A 19,757-nucleotide genomic window follows, 5' to 3' on the forward strand; every position below is an offset into this window, starting at 1 on the left:
AGTGGGATGGCGACCGCGGCCACGGAGTTCACGGATCTCCGATACCGGAACGGTCACACACGGATCATGCCCACGGCGGGGCAGACGACCCATACACGCCCCCAGACTGCCAGACTTGGACGCATGCGGATAGTCGTACCGGCTGGCGGTATCGGCGGCGCGCGGTTCCTCCGCGGCCTCAGGGCGGCGCTCGGAACCGTGGCGTCGGCCACCGAAGAGCACACCACAGACAGCAGCGTCACCGTCATCGGCAACACCGGTGACGACATCACCCTGTTCGGGCTGAGAATCTGTCCGGACCTGGACACGGTGATGTACACCCTCGGCGGGGGGATCAACGAGGAGCAGGGCTGGGGCCGGACCGACGAGTCCTTCACCGTCAAGGAGGAGCTCGCCGCCTACGGCATGAAGCCCACCTGGTTCGGTCTGGGCGACCGCGACACCGCCACCCACATCGTGCGGACGCAGATGCTCGCCGCCGGATTCCCCCTCTCGGCGGTCACCGAGGCGCTGTGCGACCGCTGGCGCCCGGGCGTGCGGCTGCTGCCGATGACCGACGACCAGGTCGAGACGCACGTGGTCGTCGACGACGGCGGGGGGCGCCGGGCCATCCACTTCCAGGAGTGGTGGATCCGGCACCGCGCGGCGCTGCCCGCCGAACAGATCGTCAGCGTCGGCGCCGAGACGGCCAAGCCCGCACCCGGTGTGCTGGAGGCGATCGCCGATGCCGACGCCGTGATCCTGCCCCCGTCCAACCCGGTGGTCAGCGTGGGCTCCGTCCTGGGCGTCCCCGGGATCCGCGAGGCCATGGTGGCCAAGACCGTGGTGGGCGTCTCCCCCATCATCGGCGGAGCGCCGGTGCGCGGCATGGCCGACGCCTGCCTGACCGCGATCGGGGTGGAGACCAGCGCGGGCGCGGTCGCCGCGCACCTGGGCGCCGACCTGCTGGACGGCTGGCTGGTGGACGAGGCCGACGCGGGCACCGAGGTGGAGGGGATCGAGGTGCGCTCGCGTCCCCTGTACATGAGCGACCCCGCCGCCACCGAGGCGCTCGCACGGGCGGCCGTGGACCTGGCCGTGGAGCTGGCGCAGAGGCGGGGAGGCGGCGAGTGAGCACCGAACTGCGCGTGCGCGGGCTCGGCGGCATCCCCGAGGTGCGGTCGGGCGACGACCTGTCGGCCCTGGTCGCCGAGGCGGTGGCCGCCTCCGGGACCGCGCTGGCCGACGGGGACATCCTCGTGGTCACCTCCAAGATCGTGAGCAAGGCCGAGGGCCGCGCCCGCCGTATGGACCGGGAGGAGGCCGTCGCCTCCGAGACCGTCCGGGTGGTGGCCCGCACGGGCAGGACCGGGATCATGCAGACCCGGCAGGGGCTGGTCATGGCCGCCGCGGGGGTGGACGCCTCCAACGTCGAGCCCGGCACCGTGCTGCTGCTGCCCGAGGACTCCGACGCCTCCGCCCGCGCGCTGCGCGCCGGGCTGCGCGAGCGCCTGGGCGTGAACGTCGGTGTGATCGTGTCCGACACCTTCGGGCGGCCGTGGCGGATCGGGCAGACCGACGTGGCCATCGGCGCCGCCGGGCTGTCCGCCGTGCAGGACCTGCGCGGCACCGCCGACACCCACGGCAACCTCATGGAGGCGACCGTCAACGCGGTGGCCGACGAGATCGCCGGCGCGGGCGAACTGGTCAAGGGCAAGACGAACGGTGTCCCGGTCGCGGTGGTCAGCGGCCTGGGCGGCCTGGTCACCGAGGAGGACGGTCCTGGGGCGGCGGTGCTGATCCGCACGCCCGAGGCCGACCTGTTCCGGTACGGGTCGCGGGACGTGGTCCCGGCCCGGCGGACGGTGCGCTCGTTCACCGACGCGCCGGTGGATCCGGCGGCGGTGCGGCGGGCGGTGGCCGCGGCGGTGACGGCCCCCGCGCCGCACCACACCACGCCGTGGCGCTTCGTGCTGGTGGAGTCGGCGCACACGCGCAAGCGGCTGCTGGACGCGATGCTCGCGGCGTGGGTGGCGGACCTGCGCGGTGACGGGTTCAGCGAGGAGCAGATCGCCCGGCGCACGCGGCGCGGCGACGTGCTGCGCGGCGCGCCGTACCTGGTGGTGCCCTTCCTGGTGGCCGACGGGGCGCACCCCTACCCGGACGCGCGCCGGGCCGACGCCGAGCGGTCGATGTTCCTGGTGGCGATGGGCGCCGGGGTGCAGAACCTGCTGGTGGGGCTGGCCGTGGAGGGGCTGGGGTCGGCCTGGGTCTCCTCGACCATGTTCTGCGCGGACGTGGTGCGCGAGGTGCTGGAGGTGCCCGAGGAGTGGCGGCCGATGGGCGCGGTGGCCGTGGGGCACGCGGCCGAGGCGCCGAAGGAGAGGCCGCCGCGCGACCCGGAGGACTTCGTCGCCGTGCGTTAGCGGACCGGCCGCGACCGTCGCCGACGTGGACCAGGGGACCTCCTTCGTGTCGGTCCCGTACCTGTGGCGGGGTCGGACGGTCCCGACCCGCCGCGGGTGCGGGACCACACTGGGCGGCACCGGTCGCGACGCGTCGGCCGGCGCCCCCTCCGGCCGGTGACGCGGTGGTCGCCGGGGCCTCTCCCCCGGCGACCGGCGCGTCAGGGCGACCGGCGGGCCCGGCAGCGCCATGCTGGTGCGTGCGGGGGCCGGCGGGGAGGTGCGGAGTGTCCGTCGAGGAGTACGTGGTCGCCACGCTGGTGATCGTGGTCGCGGTGATCTTCGGCCGACTGGTCGCGGGGCGGCTGCGGGTGCCGGGCGCGGTCGTGCTGGTGCTGCTGGGCATGCTCCTGGGGCTCGTGCCCTGGCTGCACTCGCTGTCGATCTCCCCCCAGGTCATCCTGCTGGTGTTCCTGCCCCCGCTGATCTACAACGCCGCGTTCTTCTCCTCGCCCAAGGACATGCGCGAGCTGGCGCGCCCCATCGTGGTGATGGCGGTGGGGGTGACGCTGCTGACGGCCTTCGGCCTGGCGGGGATCGTCCACCTGCTGATGCCGTCGGTGGGGTGGCCCGCGGCGATCGCCCTGGGCGCCGCCGTCGCGCCGACGGACGCCGTGGCGGCCTCGGCGATCCTCAAGCGGGTGGGCACCCCGCGCCGGGTGCTGACCCTCCTGGAGGGCGAGTCCCTCATCAACGACGGGGTCGCGCTGACCCTGTTCAGCCTGGCCGTGACCGCCATGGTGCACCCGCTCACGCCCGAGGAGGGCCTGGTCGAGCTGGTGAAGGTCGTGGCGGGCGGCCTGGTCTACGGCGCCGTGGTGGCCCTGGCGGTGTCGTGGTCGCGGACCCGCATGCGGGATCCGTCCCTCCAGCTGATGGTCGTGCTGATCACGCCGTTCGCGGCCTACATCCCGGCGGAGATGGCGGGGTTCTCCGGGGTGCTGGCGGCGGTGGTCGCCGGTTTCTACCTGGGCACGCGCGGTGAGGGGCTGCTGCCGCCGCGGGTGCGGGTGAACGGGCAGACGATCTGGGGCGCCCTCGTGGGGCTGTTGGAGTCGATGCTGTTCGTGGTGCTGGGGTTGCAGCTGGACTCGGTGGTCACGGCGGTGCGGGACCAGTTCGCCTTCCTGGACCTGGTGTGGGTGGCGCTGGCGACGACGGCCACGGCGGTCGCCCTGCGCATGGGGCTGATGCTGGTGGTGATCCCGCTGCACCGGATCCCGCCGTTCTCGAAACTGGAGGGCGCCGACCTGCGGGAGCGGTTGGTCGTCGGGTGGAGCGGGATGCGCGGGGCGGTGTCGCTGGCGATAGCCCTGTCCCTGCCCGCTGCGCTGGGCGGCGAGCCGTTCACCGAGCGGGGCGCGCTGGTGTTCGTGGCGGGGGTCGTGGTGCTCGGGACGCTGGTGGGGCAGGGGATGACGCTGCCGCTGCTGCTGCGCAAGCTGGGCATGGCGCGCGAGGGCGCGCGGCGGATGGAGTTCCTGCGGGCGGACGAGCAGATGAGCTGCGCGGCGCTGAGCAAGGTGGACGAGCTGCTGCGGGAGGGCGAGGTGGACGACCGCACCGCCGACTCGCTGCGCGCGGTGTACACGCGGCGCGTCTCGCAGGTGCGGGGGCTGATGGACGCCGCGGACGGGCGGGCGCGTGAACGGGTGGACAGCGGCAGGGCCGTGCACGCGCAGATCACGCAGGCGCGCAGGGACGCGCTGGTGTCGATGTACCGGGAGGGCGACATCGACCACGCCGTGTTCCAGGAGATGAGCCGGGACCTGGACATCCGGGACACGGGGGCGGGTCCGTACGGTTCGTGAGTCGCGGGGCGGCCGGGGCCGCCTTCTCCGTGGGGGCGGGGCCTCCGGGACCGCTGCGCACGCCGCGTGTGAATGTGTGGGAACCAGAGCCCGCGGGGCGCGAACGTCCGCGCGGGCGAGCACGGACTGTGACGAGCGGTGGACGCGTCGGTCGCCCCTCCTGGTACTGAAGAGGCTTTTGAGGCTTGAGGAAAGCGCTGAGGCTCCCAGAAAAACTACAAACTTTCCTTACCGTTTTCGTTGACGCAGCCGCGTGACAACTTTAAAGTTTCCTAACAATTAGCGGCTCACAGAGCCCCTTCGTCACCCCCGCTCGACGACAGGAGCAACCCCCGATGCCCGAACACCGCCTCAGGAAGGCCCCCAGGGCCGCGAAGGCCGCGCTGACCGGCGCCCTCGCCCTCCTGACCGCCGGACTCCTCGCCGGTTTCAGCCAGCTCTCCCCCGCTCCCGCCGAGGTCGAGACCGTGTCCGACAGCGACTCAGCCCAGGTCCAGCAGACCGGCCAGTGGCTCACCGGGTACTGGCACAACTTCAACAACGGCTCCACCGTGATGCCGCTGTCGGAGATCCCCTCCGAGTACAACCTGGTGGCCGTCGCCTTCGCCGACAACCACCCCACCCTCGACGGCGGAATCACGTTCAACCTGGCCAGCGGCGAGCTGGGCGGCTACACCGACCAGCAGTTCCGCGACGACATCGCGGCCATCCAGGCCGAGGGCCGCAAGGTCATCATCTCCGTGGGCGGCGAGCGCGGCCACGTGGACGTCACCAACGCCACCCAGGCGGGCAACTTCGCCGACACCGTGTACCAGCTGATGCAGGACTACGGCTTCGACGGGGTCGACATCGACCTGGAGCACGGCATCAACGCGCAGTACATGTCCCAGGCCCTGCACGACCTGAGCGGCCGGGCCGGGTCGGACCTGATCATCACGATGGCGCCGCAGACCATCGACTTCCAGAGCCCCGACCGGGAGTACTACAAGCTGGCGTCGGACATCTCCGACATCCTCACCATCGTCAACATGCAGTACTACAACTCCGGCTCGATGCTGGGGTGCGACGACCAGGTGTACCACCAGGGCACCCCGGACTTCGTCGCCGCGCTGGCCTGCATCCAGCTGGAGATGGGGCTGAGCCCGGACCAGGTGGGCCTCGGGCTGCCCGCCGTGCAGTCCGCCGCCGGGGGCGGGTACATGGCGCCCGGCCAGGTCGTGCGCGCCCTGGACTGCCTGGAGGCCGGGACCGACTGCGGCTCCTTCTCCCCCGCCGCCCCGTACGGCCCCATCGGCGGTGTGATGACCTGGTCCATCAACTGGGACGCCACCAGCGGCTACGCCTTCGCCGAGACCATCTCGGCGCGCCTGGCCACCGGCCCCGGCAACGGCGGCGGGCCCACCGAGGAGCCGACCGAGGAGCCCACCGAGCAGCCCGGCGACTGCACCGCCGCGGCCTGGACGGCCGACAGCGTCTACACCGGCGGCGACGTGGTCTCCCACGAGGGCTCGGAATACCGCGCCCAGTGGTGGACCCGCGGCGAGGAGCCGGGCACCACCGGCGAGTGGGGCGTCTGGAGGCTCGTCGGCACCTGCTGACCCGAGGCCGCGTGGGAGGGCCCCCACCCCTTCCGTCACACGCGGCTCCCCGGCGGCCCGTCACACGCTCCCCACGGGTGACGGGCCGCCGGCCCCCACGAGGAGGGGGTGAAGCGCCGTCCCCCGGCGCTTCACCCCCTCCTCCGGCGTCTAGACCAGCGGCAGCGAGGGGCGCCGGACGCTGGGGGCCACGCCGTCGCTGGCCTCGGCCGCGCGCTGGCGCTCCTGCGGCACCGGACCGTAGGCCGTGGTGCGCTGGCGGACGGGGCGGCCCGTCGGCTCGACCAGGGCGCGGATGTCGCTGATGGTCTTGAACGACCCCTGGCCCGACCCGGCCATCCGGCTGATGGTCTCCTCCATCAGGGTGCCGCCGACGTCGTTCACCCCGCCCGAGAGCAGCTGGCGGCAGGTGTCCTCGGCGAGCTTGACCCACGAGCACTGGATGTTGTCGATGTGCCCGTGCAGCAGCAGGCGGGCCAGGGCGTGCACGGCGCGGTTCTCCCGGACCGTCGGCCCGGTGCGGGCCAGCCCGGCCAGGTAGATGGGCGCGTTGGTGTGCACGAACGGCAGCAGGACGAACTCGGTGAACCCCCGGCGGCCGTTGCGCTCCACCGACCGCTCCTGGAGGGAGCGCAGCAGCTTGATGTGCGCCACCCAGTGCCTGGGCGAGTCCACGTGCCCGTACATCATCGTGGACGTGGTGGGGATGCCCAGGTCGTGCGCGGACGTGATGACGTCGATCCACTCGGCCGCGGGCAGCTTGCCCTTGGTGAGGATCCAGCGGACCTCGTCGTCGAGGATCTCGGCGGCGGTGCCCGGCACGGAGCCGAGCCCGGCCTCGCGGGCGCGCAGCAGCCACTCGCGGACCGGCAGGTTGGTGCGCGCCGCCCCGTTGACCACCTCCATCGGGCTGAACGCGTGGACGTGCATGTCCGGGACGCGCTCGCGCACGGCGGCGGCGATGTCGAAGTAGGCGGTGCCGGGCAGGTCCGGGTGGATGCCGCCCTGCATGCACACCTCGGTCGCCCCGGCCTTCCAGGCCTCCTCGGCGCGGTCGGCGACCTGCTCCAGGGAGAGCGTGTAGGCGTCGGCGTCGGTGCGGCGCTGGGCGAACGCGCAGAAGCGGCAGCCGGTGTAGCAGACGTTGGTGAAGTTGATGTTCCTGGTCACGACGTAGGTGACGTCGTCGCCGACCGCGTCCCGGCGCACCCGGTCGGCCAGGTCGGTCAGCGCCTCCAGCTCGGCCCCGTCGGCGTGCAGCAGGGCGAGCGCCGCGTCGTCGGACAGCCCCGCGGGGTCGGACTCGGCGCTGCGCAGGGCCGCCGCGATGTCGGGGTCGAACCTGCGCGGCACGGCCCCCTCGCGGTCCACGCCGGAGCGCAGCTCGTCCCAGTCCCCGTAGACGGCGTCGAAGTCGCCGCGGCGGTCGGCGGTGCGCCCCTCGGCGTCGATCCCCGTGTGCAGGTCGGTGCGGCCGGAGGAGACCAGCACCGCCTCGGGCTCCTGCCAGGGGCGGCCCACCACGGGCGCGTCCTCGCGGGCCAGGCCGGTCTCGGGGTCGGCGAGGGCGGCCACGTGCCCGGCCACGCGCGGGTCCAGCCAGGGCTCCCCGGCCAGGACGTACTCGGGGTAGACGGTGAGCCGCTCGCGCAGGGCGAAGCCGTGGGCGGCGGTGCGCGCGGCGAGGTCGTCGATCTGCGGCCAGGGCCGCTCCGGGTTGACGTGGTCGGGGGTGAGCGGGGAGACCCCGCCCCAGTCGTCGATCCCCGCGCGCAGCATCAGCCCGTACTCGTCCACGCCCCCGTGCTCGGCGCCGATGAGGTTGGGCGGCGCCTGCACGTGCGCCCTGGGCCCCATGACCAGGCGGGTGACGGCGATGGCGGCGGCCATCTCCTCGCGTTCGGCGTCGGGCCGGTGCATCATCGCGGTCGCGGGCTTGGCGCGGAAGTTCTGCACGATGACCTCCTGGACGCCGCCGTAGCGCCGCGAGGCGCCGCGCATCGCGAAGATCGACTCGGCGCGCTCGGCGGTGTTCTCACCGATGCCCAGGAGGATGCCGGTGGTGAAGGGGACGCTGGAGCGCCCGGCGTCCTCCAGCACGCGCAGCCGTACCGCCGGGTCCTTGTCCGGGCTGCCGTAGTGGGCCTGGCCCTTCTCGGTGAACAGCCGGGTGGAGGTGGTCTCCAGCATCATCCCCATGGAGGGGGCGACGGGCTTGAGGCGCTGGAGGTCGGCCCAGGTGAGCACGCCCGGGTTCAGGTGCGGGAGCAGGCCGGTCTCCTCCAGCACCATGATGGCCATGGCCCGCACGTAGGACAGGGTGTCGTCGTAGCCGTGGGCGTTGAGCCACTCGGCGGCCTGCTTCCAGCGGTCCTCGGGCCGGTCGCCGAGCGTGAACAGGGCCTCCTTGCAGCCCATCCCGGCGCCCCGCCGGGCGATGTCCAGGACCTCGTCGGGCGACAGGAACGGGGCGTCGAGGCGGCCGGGCACCGTGGCGAACGTGCAGTAGTGGCAGCGGTCGCGGCACAGGCGGGTCAGGGGGACGAACACCTTGCGGCTGTAGGTGACGACCCCGGGGCGGCCCGCGGCCTCCAGCCCGGCGTCGCGCACCCTTCCGGCGTGTTCGAGGAGGACGTCCAGGTCCTCGCCCCTGGCGTGCAGGAGTACCTCTGCCTCGGTGACGTCGAGGGTCTTGCCGTCCCGGGCGCGGGCCAGGGCCCTGCGCATGGCGGACGGGGTCGGGGAGGGGACGGGGGCCGGGTCGTTCGCACCACTCATAGGGCGCAACCCTACGCCCCGCTCCTTTCGCGCGCGCGGACGCACCACCGGTGGCACCGGATGTGTGCGGGGCGTCACCGCCGGGTTCCGCCGCTGGTCGGGAGTGCGGGAGGGGCCTCGGGGCGTGGTGGGGTCTGTGGTCCAGGAGTGCACGTTGTGGGCCACTGGTCCGGGAGTCCACGATGGCTGGGACGGCGTGGACGGACCCGCTGGGCCGGAACGCCCGCAGCGGCCGGGAGGCGGAGCGCGAGACGCGGACGCAGGTGCCGGTCCGGTACGTCCGCGGGGCTGGGCACTGCGGCGTGGGCGGGCCTCTGTCCGCAACGTCCACGGGGGGCCGGCGGGTGCGCGGGCGGCGTAGGGTCGGCACGTACGGGAGGGAGGCCACGTGCTGAGTCGGCTGCGCAGTAGCCCGTGGGTGCGGTTGGCGCTGTTGCTGGTGGTGTGCGTGTGCGTGGGACTGGCCCTGCGCGCGAACTGGGCACAGGCCCGGGACGCCGCGGCGGCGCTGCCCCTGTGGGTGCTGCCCGCGGCGGCGCTGACGGGCATGGCGGGGCTCACCGCGCAGATGCTCGCCTGGCGTGCGCTGCTGGCCGGGATGGGCTCCCCCCTGCCCCGCCGCACGGCGGCCCGCGTCATGTTCGTGGGACAGCTCGGCAAGTACCTGCCGGGTTCGGTGTGGGCCTTCGTGGCCCAGGTGGAGCTGGCCCGGGACTGGAACGTGCCGCGCACGCGCGGTGCGGCGGCGACCCTGCTCGCGGTGGGGGTGACGGTCGCGGCCGGTCTGGCGGTCGCGGCGGTGGCCCTGCCGCTGTCGTCGGCGGAGGCGGCCCGCCGCTGGTGGTGGGCGCTGGCGCTGGCGCCCGTGCTGCTCGCCGCGCTGCACCCGCGCGTGGTCGGCTGGGGGATCCGGCTGGCGGCCCGCCCCTTCGCCCGGTTCCGCGAGGTCGCCGAGGCCGGGCCCCTGGACGTGCGCGGGAGGTCCATGGCCGCGGCCGTGGGGTGGACCCTGGTGGCGTGGGTGCCCCTGGGCCTGCACGTGTGGCTGCTGACCTGGGCGGTGGGCGGCGAGGCGCTGCGGTCGCTCGGTCCGGCGGTGGGCGCCTACGCGCTGGCGTGGACGCTGGGGCTGCTGGTGGTGTTCGCCCCGGCGGGCCTGGGGGTGCGCGAGGCGGTGCTGGTGGTGGCGCTGTCACCGGTGGTGGACGCCGGGGCCGCGCTGGTGGTGGCGGTGCTGTCGCGGCTGGTGATGACCGTGGCGGACGTGGCCTGGGCGGGGTTGTCGGTGCTGCTGTCCCGGCGTGCCGTGCCGGGATCGGAGGCCGTGCCCGGACCGCGTCCCTGACGGGCGTCGTCCCGTTCCCCGGCCGGTCCCGCGGAGGCGGTGGGCCCGGGGCGGGGGTGGCGGCCGGGATCGTGGCGGCGCTGGGGGCACCACCGCGCTCGCCCGCGACCCGGCCGCCGCTCTGGCGCACCTGTCCGAGGACGACCGCGACGCCCTGCTCCTGAGCGCCCGGGGGAGCTGGCCTACGGGGAGACCGCTCTGGTGGCGTCCCCGTGGGCGCCGTGCACTCCCGCCTCCGGCGCCGGAGGCCCTCAGGCCCCGAGCAACCGCTCGGTGTAGGCCCGCCAGTACGGCTCGGTCTCCACCGGGCGGACCCCGGCGCGCAGCCGCTCGGGCTCCCCCGGCGCGTAGAACTCCCCCAGCGCGCGGGCCAGGTCGGCGGCGTCGCCCGGCGCGCACAGCAGGCCGTCGACCCCCTCGCGCACGTGGTCGGGGAGGGTCCCGGCTCGGGTGGCCACCACCGGAATCCCGTGCTCGTGCGCCAGCCACACGTTCTGGGTGGCGGTGGCGGTGCGGTAGGGCAGCACCACCGCGTCGGCCGAGGCGAACAGCTCCGGCAGCTCGGCGGCGGGGACGTACCCGTCCCGCAGCCGCACCCGGTCGGCGATCCCCAGCCCGGCGGCCAGTTCCTCCAGCTCCGCCGTGCCGCCCCAGAACTCCCCGGCCACGGTGAGCGCCACGTCCCCGGGCGCTCCGTCGGCCAGGGCGCGCAGCAGCAGGTCCACCCCCTTGTAGGGGCGGACGATGCCCAGGAAGAGCAGGTGCCGCCGCTCCCCCGGCGCCGGGGCGACCGCGCCGCCGGTCTCGGGCAGGTGCGGGGGCATCTGGGCGACCACGGGCCGCCGCGCCCCGGGGCCCCCGAGCCCCTCGGCCAGGCGCGCCTGCTCGGGCGAGTGGGCGACCACGCCGTCCACCCGCCGCAGCAGGGCCCGCACGAGGGACACGTCCACGGCACGCCGTTCGTGGGGCAGCACGTTGTGGCACAGCGCCACCACCCGCGCGCCCCCGGAACGCCGCACGGAGCGCACCCCGGCGAGGACGCCGAGGTAGGCGGGCACCTGCACCGGGGAGAACAGGGTGAGCACCACCAGGTCGGCCTCGCGGGCCAGGCGCCGCCCCGTCCGCCACCACCCGTCCGGCCGGTACCAGGCCAGCTCGTGGCGGGTGCCGGGGTAGGGCTCGCCCTCGGGGACCTCGATGGTCTGCTGTCCGGGGTAGAGGGCGGCCGGGTACTGCGCCCGCCAGGACTCCACGGCCGTGGGGTGGCCCAGCGCGCTCAGCCGGTGCGCCAGCTCGGTGGTGTGCCGGGCGCCGCCGCCCTTGTAGGGGTGGGCGGGCCCGACCAGGGCCACCCGCGCCGCCGGGCTCACGCGCTCTCCCTGGAGCGCACGATGAGGTCGGCCAGCAGGGCGATCGCCGCGATGATCAGCCCCGTCATGAGGATCATGACGGTGTTGTTGGGGATGTAGAGCGGGTTGCGCACCTGGTCGAAGACGAACTTGGCGGCGCCGACCCCCAGCAGCACCAGGGAGGGCGGCATGAGCACCTTGAGCGGGTTGAAGTACATCACCATGCGCAGCACCTGGAGGATGTAGCGGTAGGCGTCGCCCACGAAGTGGAACTTGGACGTGCCCGCGCGCTTGGCGTACTCGATCGGCACGTACCTGACCGGGTGCTGGTTGGACAGGAAGGCCAGCGTGATGGTGGTGACGCAGGAGAACCCGGGCGGCAGCAGCCGCAGGTAGGGACGGGCGACCTCGCGGCGGAACACGCGCAGCCCCGAGTTGAGGTCGGGGATGCGGGTGTTGGTGAGGCGTTCGGCGATCTTGCGGATGACCCACTTGGCGGGCACCCGCAGGGCCTTGTGGCTGCCCATCTCCTGCGTGCGCGCGCCCACGACCTGGTCGGTCTCGGGATCCTCCTCCAGCATGCCGACCAGCTCGGGGATGCGCTCGTTGGGGTAGCTCATGTCGGCGTCGGTCCACACGACGAACTCGCCGCGGGCCCGCTGGCTGCCGATCCGGCGGACGGTGCCCGACCCGCCGTTGTGCCCGAACGCGATGACGCGCATGTGCGGGTAGAGGGGCTCCACCTCGCGCAGCCGGGCCAGGGTCGCGTCGGTGGAGGCGTCGTCCACGGCCAGCAGCTCGTAGGAGTACCCGGAGGCGTCCATGGCGCCGCAGATCCGTTTGACCTCGTCGACGACGTGGGTCTCCTCGTTGTAGCAGGGGAGCACGATGGTGACGCGGACCGGCTGGTCCTCGCCGTGCTGCCTGGGTGCGTCGTCGCTTCTGTGGCTCATGGGTTCTTCTTCGGCGGGATGGGGGCGGGTTCGGGAAGGGGCCGGGCCGGGCGCTCATCCCCCGTCGGGGAACACGGACACCCACACGTTTCCCCTGAAGGCCCAGGAACCGGTCGGCGGTTCCATGAGGGTACTCGGGTCCATCCGGGCGTTCACCTGGAAGGGGCGCTCGGGCTCGGCCTCACCGCCCGTGAGGTCCTCCAGGACCTGCCAGTCGGAGGCGGCGAGCACGGCGTCGCGGTCGCGCTCGTGGATCTCGGAGACCACGCGGTCCACGTCCCCGGGGGTCGGCTCGTCCATGGACGCGGTGGGCACCCCGCAGACGTTGCGCAGCAGCGGCATGTAGTTACCGGCCGTGTCGGAGTCGACCACGACCACCGAGGCGTCCTCCGACAGCGCCGCGCAGAGCCGGTGCGTGGCGGCGACGGTGCCGACGTCCTGTCTGTACCCCATGATCCCGGCCGCCGTGCCCGCGGTGGGGACGATCAGCGCCACCGAGGCGCTGGCGGCGACCACGACGGGGAGGGCGCGGGCCGCCGCCGTGCTCCGACCGGAGTGGGCGGCGACGGCGCAGTAGCGGGTGAGCCAGGCCAGGAACCAGACGGCGAACAGGATGAACGCCGGGATGACCAGGGCGATCAGCCGTCTGCTGGCCCAGGGGTGGTCGGGGGTGATGGCGGGCCGCAGCAGGGTGGTGCCGACCGTCCACACCAGCAGCATGGCGGGCAGCAGCCACTGGGGGTCGCGCCGCTGGAAGAGGCGGCGCAGCACGTGGGCGACGCCGAGCGAGGCGAACAGGACCGTGGCCAGGCCCACGTACCAGCCCACCCAGTACAGGCTCATGTCGTAGTAGGTGCGGCTGCCCTCGACGGGCAGTCCCTCGCGCTGCTGGACGTAGGCGACCCAGCCGTCGGTGAAGTCGCTGCCGTGCCCGTGGTCCGGCCACAGCAGGGGGCGGACGGCGAACAGCACCATGGCGAGCAGGGCGAGCGCGGCCACCGCGTCGGGCAGCCGGCGCACGCGTTCCACGCGCGGAACGCCGTGGCGCCACAGGGCGGCGGTGGCCGCGACGGTGACGGCGATGACGACGGCGCTGATGAGCAGCAGGGGGTTGAGGGAGTCGGAGAGGTACTCCAGGTAGGGCAGGGACAGCCCGTACCCGGCGTACAGGCCCAGCCCCACGCCCGCGGCCAGCCCGCCCAGCAGCGGCAGGGCCTGTCCCCGGCGGGCGAGCAGCAGCAGGCCGACGAACCCGACCACGGGCAGCAGGTCGCGGATCGCGTCGATGCGCACCACCAGCCCCAGGCCGAACGCCAGTCCCGCCACGGCGGCCAGCGTGTGCGCGGCCGACCACCGGTCGGTGATCCGGGTGCGCCGCGCGAGCGCGTCGTAGGCCAGGACCAGGCCGCCCAGCAGCAGGATCTGGGTGACCGGCTCGCTGTAGGTGAAGCGGCTGACCCACTGCTGGGGCAGGCACACGGCCAGGACCAGGGCGGCCAGGGGCGCCCAGCGGATCCCGACCAGGCGCGCGGTGAGCCCGGCGAAGGTGAGCACGCCCAGCGCGCCCAGGACCGGCGTCGTGACGAGCATCCCGTCGAGCCCGCCCAGCCAGTAGCCGATGGAGGTCACCAGGGGCGCACCGGCCATGAACTGCGGCCAGATGACGTCGCCGCGCTGGTAGTGGGCCAGGCTCTGGTAGCTGAGCGAGGGGTCGTCGCCCGCGATCAGCTCGCGCTGCTGCGGGATGGGCAGGAACCCGTTCTCGGCGATCCACGCCGTGTACATGGCGTAGGAGGCGGGGTCGCGGCGGATGACCAGGGCCTCGGCGTGGTAGGCGATCTGCACGGCGGCGAAGGCGACCGTGATCAGCACGACGAGGGCGACCGGCCACCAGGGCGCGTCCTCCCCATCGGGCGGGTCCGGAATGAGCCGGGGCACCAGGAGGCAGGCCGCGAGCACGGCGGGCGTTCCGAGGACGGCTGCCGTCAGCGGGGTGAGGGAGCCCAGTGCCAGGAGGGGGAAGGCCACCAGGAGCCAGGCCGAGACGGCGATCGCGGGGAGCGCGGTGGCACGGGCGAGGAACCGTCCGGGGAGCAAGCGCATGGGGCAACTCTGACAGCTCCCCGGCACCAACGCACACCCGCGGCGGCTCGCGCGCGGGGTCCGCGCGGACCCCGCGCGACGCCCTAGAGTGGCGGGCATGTCCGAAACTCCCGCGCAGCTGTGGCGCGCCCTGGTCTCCGACGACCCGTCCCGACCCTTCGTGACCTCCTACGACGCCTCGGGCGGCCGGGTGGAGCTGTCGCGCGCCACCTTCGACAACTGGGTGTCCAAGACCGCGAACATGCTGGTGGACGGCTTGGGGGCGCAGCCGGACGACCGGGTGGTGCTGGCCCTGCCGGTGCACTGGCAGTCGCTGGTGTGGCTGGTCTCGTGCTGGTCGGTGGGGGCCGTGGCGGAGTTCGCGCGGCCCGGCGCGGACCTGCCCGAGGGCGCCCAGGTCGCCGTGGCCGACGCCGACCGCCTGGAGGCCGCCCTGGACAGCGGAGCCGAGGAGGTGGTGGGCACGTCCCTGCACCCGCTGGGGCTGCCGCTGGCCGAGGTGCCGCCCATGGTGCTCGACTACTCGGTGGAGGTGCGCGGGCACGGCGACCACTTCTCGCCCTACCCCGTGGACCCGGGGGCGCCCGCTCTGCGCGGCCCCGGCGTCCGGACCGGCGCGGAGCTGACCGCCGGGGGCCGCGACCGGGCGCGGCGGTGGGAGCTGGACGCCGGGGACCGGGTGGCGCTGTTCGCCGAACCCGACGCCCCGCTGACCCTGCTCGGGGAGGGCGCGGAGCTGCTGCTGGCCCCGGTCGCGGCGGGCGCGCCGCTCGTCCTGACGCCGCTGGGCTCCGCGGGCCCGGACGAGGTGCTGCGCAGGACCGGCATGGAGAAGGTCACCGTGGCGGTGCGCGGGGCGGAGGGGGCCGGGGGCGCGGCGCTGCCGGACCGGGCCCCCTTCCGGACGGTGGGGCTCTCCTAGGGGACGTGTCCCGCGGGCTCCTGGGCGGCGCGTCCGGCGACCCGGGGTCGGGGGGTCCCGGCGCGGCCGCTCACCCCTCGCGGTAGTAGGCGTCGAGCACGGTGCGCTCGCGTGTGGCCTCGTCGTAGGTGTAGACCTCGCGGCCCTCGACGAACACGCGCAGGGCGCGGCTCATCACGTCCAGCGGGTCGCCCGACCACACGACCACGTCGGCGTCCAGGCCCGGCTTGAGGGAGCCGACCCGGTCGGAGATGCCCATGATCTCGGCGGGGTTGACCGTGAGGGCGCGGATCGCGGAGCGCGGGTCCATGCCCTCCTTGACGCACAGGGTGGCCTGGTGGACCAGGAACTCGATCGGGACGACCGGGTGGTCGGTGGTCAGGGCGACCTTGACGCCCGCCCGGTCGAGGATGCCGGGGTTGGCCAGGGTCTTGTTGTTGACCTCGACCTTGGAGCGGCTGGTCATGAGCGGACCGGTGATGACGGGGATGCCGCGCGCGGCGATCTCGTCGGCCAGCAGGTGGCCCTCGGTGCAGTGGTTGATGATCAGCCGGTAGCCGAACTCGTCGGACAGGCGCATCGCGGTGTGGATGTCGTCGGCGCGGTGCGTGTGCTGGCACCAGGGGAGTTCGCCGTCCAGGACCCGGACCAGCACCTCCAGGGTGGTGTCCCGCTCGAACGGGGTGCCCTCCGAGGCCGCGTGCTCGCGCCTGGCCCGGTAGTCCTGGGCCCTGGTGAAGGCGTCGCGGATGACGGCGGCCACGCCCTGGCGGGTGGAGGGCAGCTTGTCCTTGTTGCCGTAGACCCGCTTGGGGTTCTCGCCCAGGGCGCTCTTGACGCTGGCCGGGTGCCGGATCAGGCGGTCCTCCATGCTGCGGCCCCAGCACTTGATCGCCACGGTCTGGCCGCCGATGGGATTGCCCGAACCGGGCTTGACGACCGAGCTGGTGACGCCTCCGGACAGGGCGTCGGCGAAGCCGCGGTCGGCGGGGTTGATGGCGTCCAGTGCGCGCATGCGGGCGCCGTTGGGGTCGGTCATCTCGTTGGTGTCGTCACCGGCCCAGCCGACGCCCTCCTCGTCGATGCCGATGTGGCCGTGGGCCTCCACGAAGCCGGGGAGCACCCACTTGCCGGAGGCGTCGACGACGGTGGCCCCCTCGGGGACCGTGACGTCGGCGCCGACGGCGGCGATCCGGCCGTCGGAGATGAGGACGGTGCCCCCGTCGATGGGGTCTCCGTCGACGGGAACGACGTATCCGGATGTGATCGCGATATCCATGGCGGGCAACCTAGCCCATCACGGGGCGTATCCCCAAGCCCTCCTGGGCTCGGGCGGACGGCCCGCTACCCCGCCGGCCAGCGGGCGGTGAGCAGCTCCGACCCCGGCGTGAGTTCCACGGTCGCGGCCTCGATGGCGTCGCGCACCGTGGTGCAGCGGCCCACCTGCTCGGGTTCGGCGGTCAGGTCCCCGCCCTCGGCCGCGAACGCGTAGACCATGCTGGGGCGGTCGGCGAACTCCATCAGCCGGAAGGCGCCGCCCAGACCGGGGTGGTTCGGGGTCTGCTCGGGGATGACTCCCATGGTGACGATGCCCGCCTCGATCAGGTCGGCGAGGAAGTCGCGCTGGGCGTTGAGGACGGCGGCGCCGCCCTGCGGCCGCTGGAGGGCCGACTCGTTGAGGACCACCCGCAGCACGGGCCCCTCCGTCCCGGTCATCGCGGCCCGGTGGGCCATCTCCTCCTCCACCATCTCCTCGACCTCGTCCGGGGACAGGTCCGGATGGCGCGGGCGCAGCACCGCGCGCGAGTACTCGCGGGTGCGCAGGAACACCGGGACCGCCATGGGCTGGTGCTCCCACAGGTGGGTGGCGTGGACGCCCAGCTCGCGCTGGTCGCCGAACTCGTTGGGGAAGGCCTCGGCCTGGAGGGTGATCGCCCAGGCGTCCACGAGCTGGTGTTCGGCGCCCAGGGCGGTGTCCACCCGTTCGACCAGCGAGCGGGCCGGCCGGCAGTGCGCGCTCTCCACCTCGCGGAGCTTGTCGTCGGTCACCCCGACCGTCGCGGCGAGTTCGGCGCGTGAGAGCCCCCTGTCGGAGCGCGCGCGCAGTACCCTCGCGGCGAAGGGGAGCCACATCGCGGACGGCAGTGCGGTGTTCAATCCACTTCCCTCCCTCCAGCGCCAGGCGGGGCCTCGCTCCCGGCACACCGCCGGCGCCCCGCCCCGTCCTCTTCCGACCCTCTCCCGTGCCGGGGTCGCCGGTCAAGCGACCGGACGGGTACGGCGATCCGTGACAAGTCATCGGGGCGTCGCGGCGGAGCGGCCTCGGGGGCGGACCGTGGTCGCGCCATGACGGAAAGCCAACCCGCTGACGAGGGCACTTCCCCCGGCCGAGTAGCCTGTGTGCCGCCCAGCCGCGATCCTCATTTCCGGAAGTGAACCGATGAAGCTTCTGCCCCTCCCGGCGACAGCCCTCCTGGCCTGCACCGCCCTGCTCGCCGCCTCCGCCTGCGCCAACGGCGCCGCAGCCCCGGCCGACCAGGGCGGATCGGAGGGCGGCGGCACGCCGGAGGAGACCGCCTCCGAGCAGACCGGCAGCCCCGCCGAGGTGGACGTCACCGGAGTCGAGGGCGCCACGCTGCACACCAGCGAGGGCGACATCGAACTGGAGCTGTTCCCCGAGGAGGCGCCCGTCACGGTGGCCAACTTCGTGGGCCTGGCCGAGGGCGAGGGCGTGCCCAACCCGGCGACGGGCGAGGCCGCGTTCTACGACGGCACCGTGTTCCACCGGGTGATCGACGACTTCATGATCCAGGGCGGCGACCCGCAGGGCACCGGCCAGGGCGGCCCGGGCTACACCTTCGAGGACGAGTTCGACTCCGGCCGCGAGTTCTCCGAGCCGGGCGTGCTGGCCATGGCCAACCGCGGCCCGGACACCAACGGCTCGCAGTTCTTCATCACCGTCGAGCCCACCCCGCACCTGAACGGCATGCACACGATCTTCGGGCACGTCGCGGACGAGGCGTCCATGGAGGTGGTGAACGGCATCGCCAACGTCGAGACCGACATGAACGACCGCCCCACCCAGGACGTGACCATCGAGTCCGTCACCGTGCACCGCGCGGAGTAGACGGCCCGTGTCCGGGGCCGCCGCGTCCGCCTAACGGCGTCTGGCGCGGGCGGCCCTGGCCCGCTCCACGGCCGGTCCGATGGCCCGCGCCAGCGCCGCCACGTCCTCCCGGGTGGAGGTGCGGCCCAGCGACAGACGCAGGCTGCTCAGCGCGGTCCCGGCGTCGGCGCCCATCTCCAGCAGCACGTGGCTGGGCTGGGCCACCCCCGCCGAGCAGGCCGAGCCGGTCGAGCAGGAAATGCCCTTGGCGTCCAGGAGCATGAGCAGCGCGTCCCCCTCGCAGCCGGGGAAGGAGATGTGCGAGATCCCCGGCAGCCTGCGCGCGGGGTCGCCGTTGACGACCGCGTCGGGCACCGCCTCGCGGACCCGCTCCTCCAGCTCGTCCCGCAGGCCCGCCAGGTGCTTGGAGTGCTCCTCGCGTTCGGCGACCGCCAGGTGGACGGCCGTGGCCAGTCCGCGCAGCAGCGGCGGGGACAGGGTGCCCGAGCGGATGTCGCGCTCCTGGCCGCCACCGTGCAGGACCGGCACCGGGGCCAGGCCGCGCGCGACCAGCAGCGCGCCCGCGCCCACCGGGCCGCCGAGCTTGTGGCCGCTGACCGTCAGCGCGCTCACCCCGCTCCCGGCGAAGTCGACCGGTTCCACGCCCACGGCCTGGACGGCGTCGGTGTGGAAGGGGATGCCGTACTCGGCGGCGACGGCGGCCAGCTCCCGGACCGGCTGCACCGTGCCCACCTCGTTGTTGGCCCACATGACCGAGACGAGCGCGACCGCCTCGGGGCCGGAGCCGCCCTCGATCGCCTCCCGCAGGACCTCGGGGTCCACCCGGCCCAGCGCGTCCACGGGGATCTTCTCGTGCACGGCCCCCTGGTGCTCGGCCATCCAGTGCGCGGGGTCGAGGGCGGCGTGGTGCTCGACGGCACTGGTGAGAATCCTGGGCCTGCGTGCGTCGGGCGTGTTGCGCGCCCAGTACAGGCCCTTGACGGCGATGTTGTCCGACTCGGTGCCGCCCCCGGTGAAGACCACCTCGTGCGGGGTCGAGCCGAGCGCACCGGCCAGGCGTTCGCGCGCCTCCTCCACCGTGCGGCGCGCGGCGCGCCCGTGGCCGTGCAGGGACGACGGGTTCCCGAGGGCGCCGAGCTCGGCCGCGACGTCGGCGGCGACCTCGGGGCGCACGTCGGTCGTGGCAGCGTGATCCAGATACACCATGGCCTGACAAGGATACGTCCGTCCCGGGTCGTCCGGCCTCTCCGGGCCCGCCGTGGCCGCACGCATCCGACGCGTTGTCCACAGGCGGGAAGGCGTTCCCCTGCGGCCGCGCCGCTCCCGA

General features: G+C 74.0%; 14 protein-coding genes. 7 read left to right on the forward strand and 7 right to left on the reverse strand.

What is annotated here, in order from left to right; translation table 11 throughout:
* The first annotated feature begins 123 nt into the window (after positions 1-123).
* From cofD to UIS43_RS12535, 4 genes are all read left to right on the forward strand, one after another.
* Positions 124-1,113 (forward strand): 2-phospho-L-lactate transferase, encoded by a 990-nt coding sequence (gene cofD, locus UIS43_RS12520; protein ID WP_013154772.1) that lies wholly within the window; start codon positions 124-126, stop codon positions 1,111-1,113.
* Positions 1,110-2,405 (forward strand): coenzyme F420-0:L-glutamate ligase, encoded by a 1,296-nt coding sequence (locus tag UIS43_RS12525; RefSeq protein WP_013154773.1) that lies wholly within the window; start codon positions 1,110-1,112, stop codon positions 2,403-2,405. The genes cofD and UIS43_RS12525 overlap by 4 nt, the downstream gene beginning before the upstream one ends.
* 266 nt (positions 2,406-2,671) lie before the next feature.
* On the forward strand, positions 2,672-4,255 hold the full coding sequence (locus tag UIS43_RS12530) for a Na+/H+ antiporter (protein WP_013154774.1): 1,584 nt from the start codon (positions 2,672-2,674) through the stop codon (positions 4,253-4,255).
* Positions 4,256-4,590: 335 nt separating this feature from the next.
* Entirely contained in the window at positions 4,591-5,853 is a 1,263-nt protein-coding gene (locus tag UIS43_RS12535; protein ID WP_071622674.1) for a glycosyl hydrolase family 18 protein, read from the forward strand.
* A 150-nt stretch (positions 5,854-6,003) separates the two neighbouring features.
* Here UIS43_RS12535 and UIS43_RS12540 read toward each other — a convergent pair whose 3' ends face one another.
* On the reverse strand, positions 6,004-8,631 hold the full coding sequence (locus UIS43_RS12540) for a bifunctional FO biosynthesis protein CofGH (RefSeq protein ID WP_117199140.1): 2,628 nt from the start codon (positions 8,629-8,631) through the stop codon (positions 6,004-6,006).
* A gap of 388 nt (positions 8,632-9,019) precedes the next feature.
* Here UIS43_RS12540 and UIS43_RS12545 point away from each other — a divergent pair, with 388 nt between their 5' ends.
* On the forward strand, positions 9,020-9,976 hold the full coding sequence (locus UIS43_RS12545; RefSeq protein ID WP_358169002.1) for a YbhN family protein: 957 nt from the start codon (positions 9,020-9,022) through the stop codon (positions 9,974-9,976).
* 251 nt (positions 9,977-10,227) lie between these two features.
* Here UIS43_RS12545 and UIS43_RS12550 read toward each other — a convergent pair whose 3' ends face one another.
* The 3 genes from UIS43_RS12550 to UIS43_RS12560 are packed head-to-tail and all read right to left on the reverse strand — an operon-like array spanning position 10,228 to position 14,381.
* On the reverse strand, positions 10,228-11,346 hold the full coding sequence (locus UIS43_RS12550) for a glycosyltransferase family 4 protein (protein WP_013154779.1): 1,119 nt from the start codon (positions 11,344-11,346) through the stop codon (positions 10,228-10,230).
* Positions 11,343-12,278, reverse strand: coding sequence for a glycosyltransferase family 2 protein (locus UIS43_RS12555; RefSeq protein WP_071622677.1), 936 nt, complete (start codon positions 12,276-12,278; stop codon positions 11,343-11,345). The genes UIS43_RS12550 and UIS43_RS12555 overlap by 4 nt, the downstream gene beginning before the upstream one ends.
* A 54-nt stretch (positions 12,279-12,332) precedes the next feature.
* Positions 12,333-14,381, reverse strand: a complete 2,049-nt coding sequence (locus UIS43_RS12560) for a hypothetical protein (RefSeq protein WP_013154781.1) — start codon at positions 14,379-14,381, stop codon at positions 12,333-12,335.
* Positions 14,382-14,478: 97 nt separating this feature from the next.
* Between UIS43_RS12560 and UIS43_RS12565 the strand changes: the two genes are divergently transcribed.
* A complete protein-coding gene (locus UIS43_RS12565) occupies positions 14,479-15,303 on the forward strand; it encodes a TIGR03089 family protein (protein ID WP_358454217.1) in 825 nt (274 codons plus the stop codon).
* A gap of 70 nt (positions 15,304-15,373) precedes the next feature.
* Here UIS43_RS12565 and UIS43_RS12570 read toward each other — a convergent pair whose 3' ends face one another.
* Together UIS43_RS12570 and UIS43_RS12575 are read right to left on the reverse strand one after the other, a co-directional pair.
* The gene (locus UIS43_RS12570) at positions 15,374-16,582 is read right to left on the reverse strand and encodes an amidohydrolase (protein WP_013154783.1); all 1,209 of its coding nucleotides are present in this window, start codon (positions 16,580-16,582) and stop codon (positions 15,374-15,376) included.
* 65 nt (positions 16,583-16,647) lie between these two features.
* The gene (locus UIS43_RS12575; protein ID WP_013154784.1) at positions 16,648-17,460 is read right to left on the reverse strand and encodes a Scr1 family TA system antitoxin-like transcriptional regulator; all 813 of its coding nucleotides are present in this window, start codon (positions 17,458-17,460) and stop codon (positions 16,648-16,650) included.
* Positions 17,461-17,743: 283 nt separating this feature from the next.
* Here UIS43_RS12575 and UIS43_RS12580 point away from each other — a divergent pair, with 283 nt between their 5' ends.
* The gene (locus tag UIS43_RS12580) at positions 17,744-18,430 is read left to right on the forward strand and encodes a peptidylprolyl isomerase (RefSeq protein ID WP_013154785.1); all 687 of its coding nucleotides are present in this window, start codon (positions 17,744-17,746) and stop codon (positions 18,428-18,430) included.
* A 30-nt stretch (positions 18,431-18,460) separates the two neighbouring features.
* Here UIS43_RS12580 and UIS43_RS12585 read toward each other — a convergent pair whose 3' ends face one another.
* Positions 18,461-19,636: a cysteine desulfurase family protein gene (locus tag UIS43_RS12585; protein ID WP_013154786.1), complete on the reverse strand. Its 1,176-nt coding sequence runs from the start codon at positions 19,634-19,636 to the stop codon at positions 18,461-18,463.
* Positions 19,637-19,757: the final 121 nt, after the last annotated feature.

It is taken from the genome of Nocardiopsis sp. LDBS0036, assembly GCF_041228755.1.
GTDB lineage: Bacteria > Actinomycetota > Actinomycetes > Streptosporangiales > Streptosporangiaceae > Nocardiopsis > Nocardiopsis dassonvillei.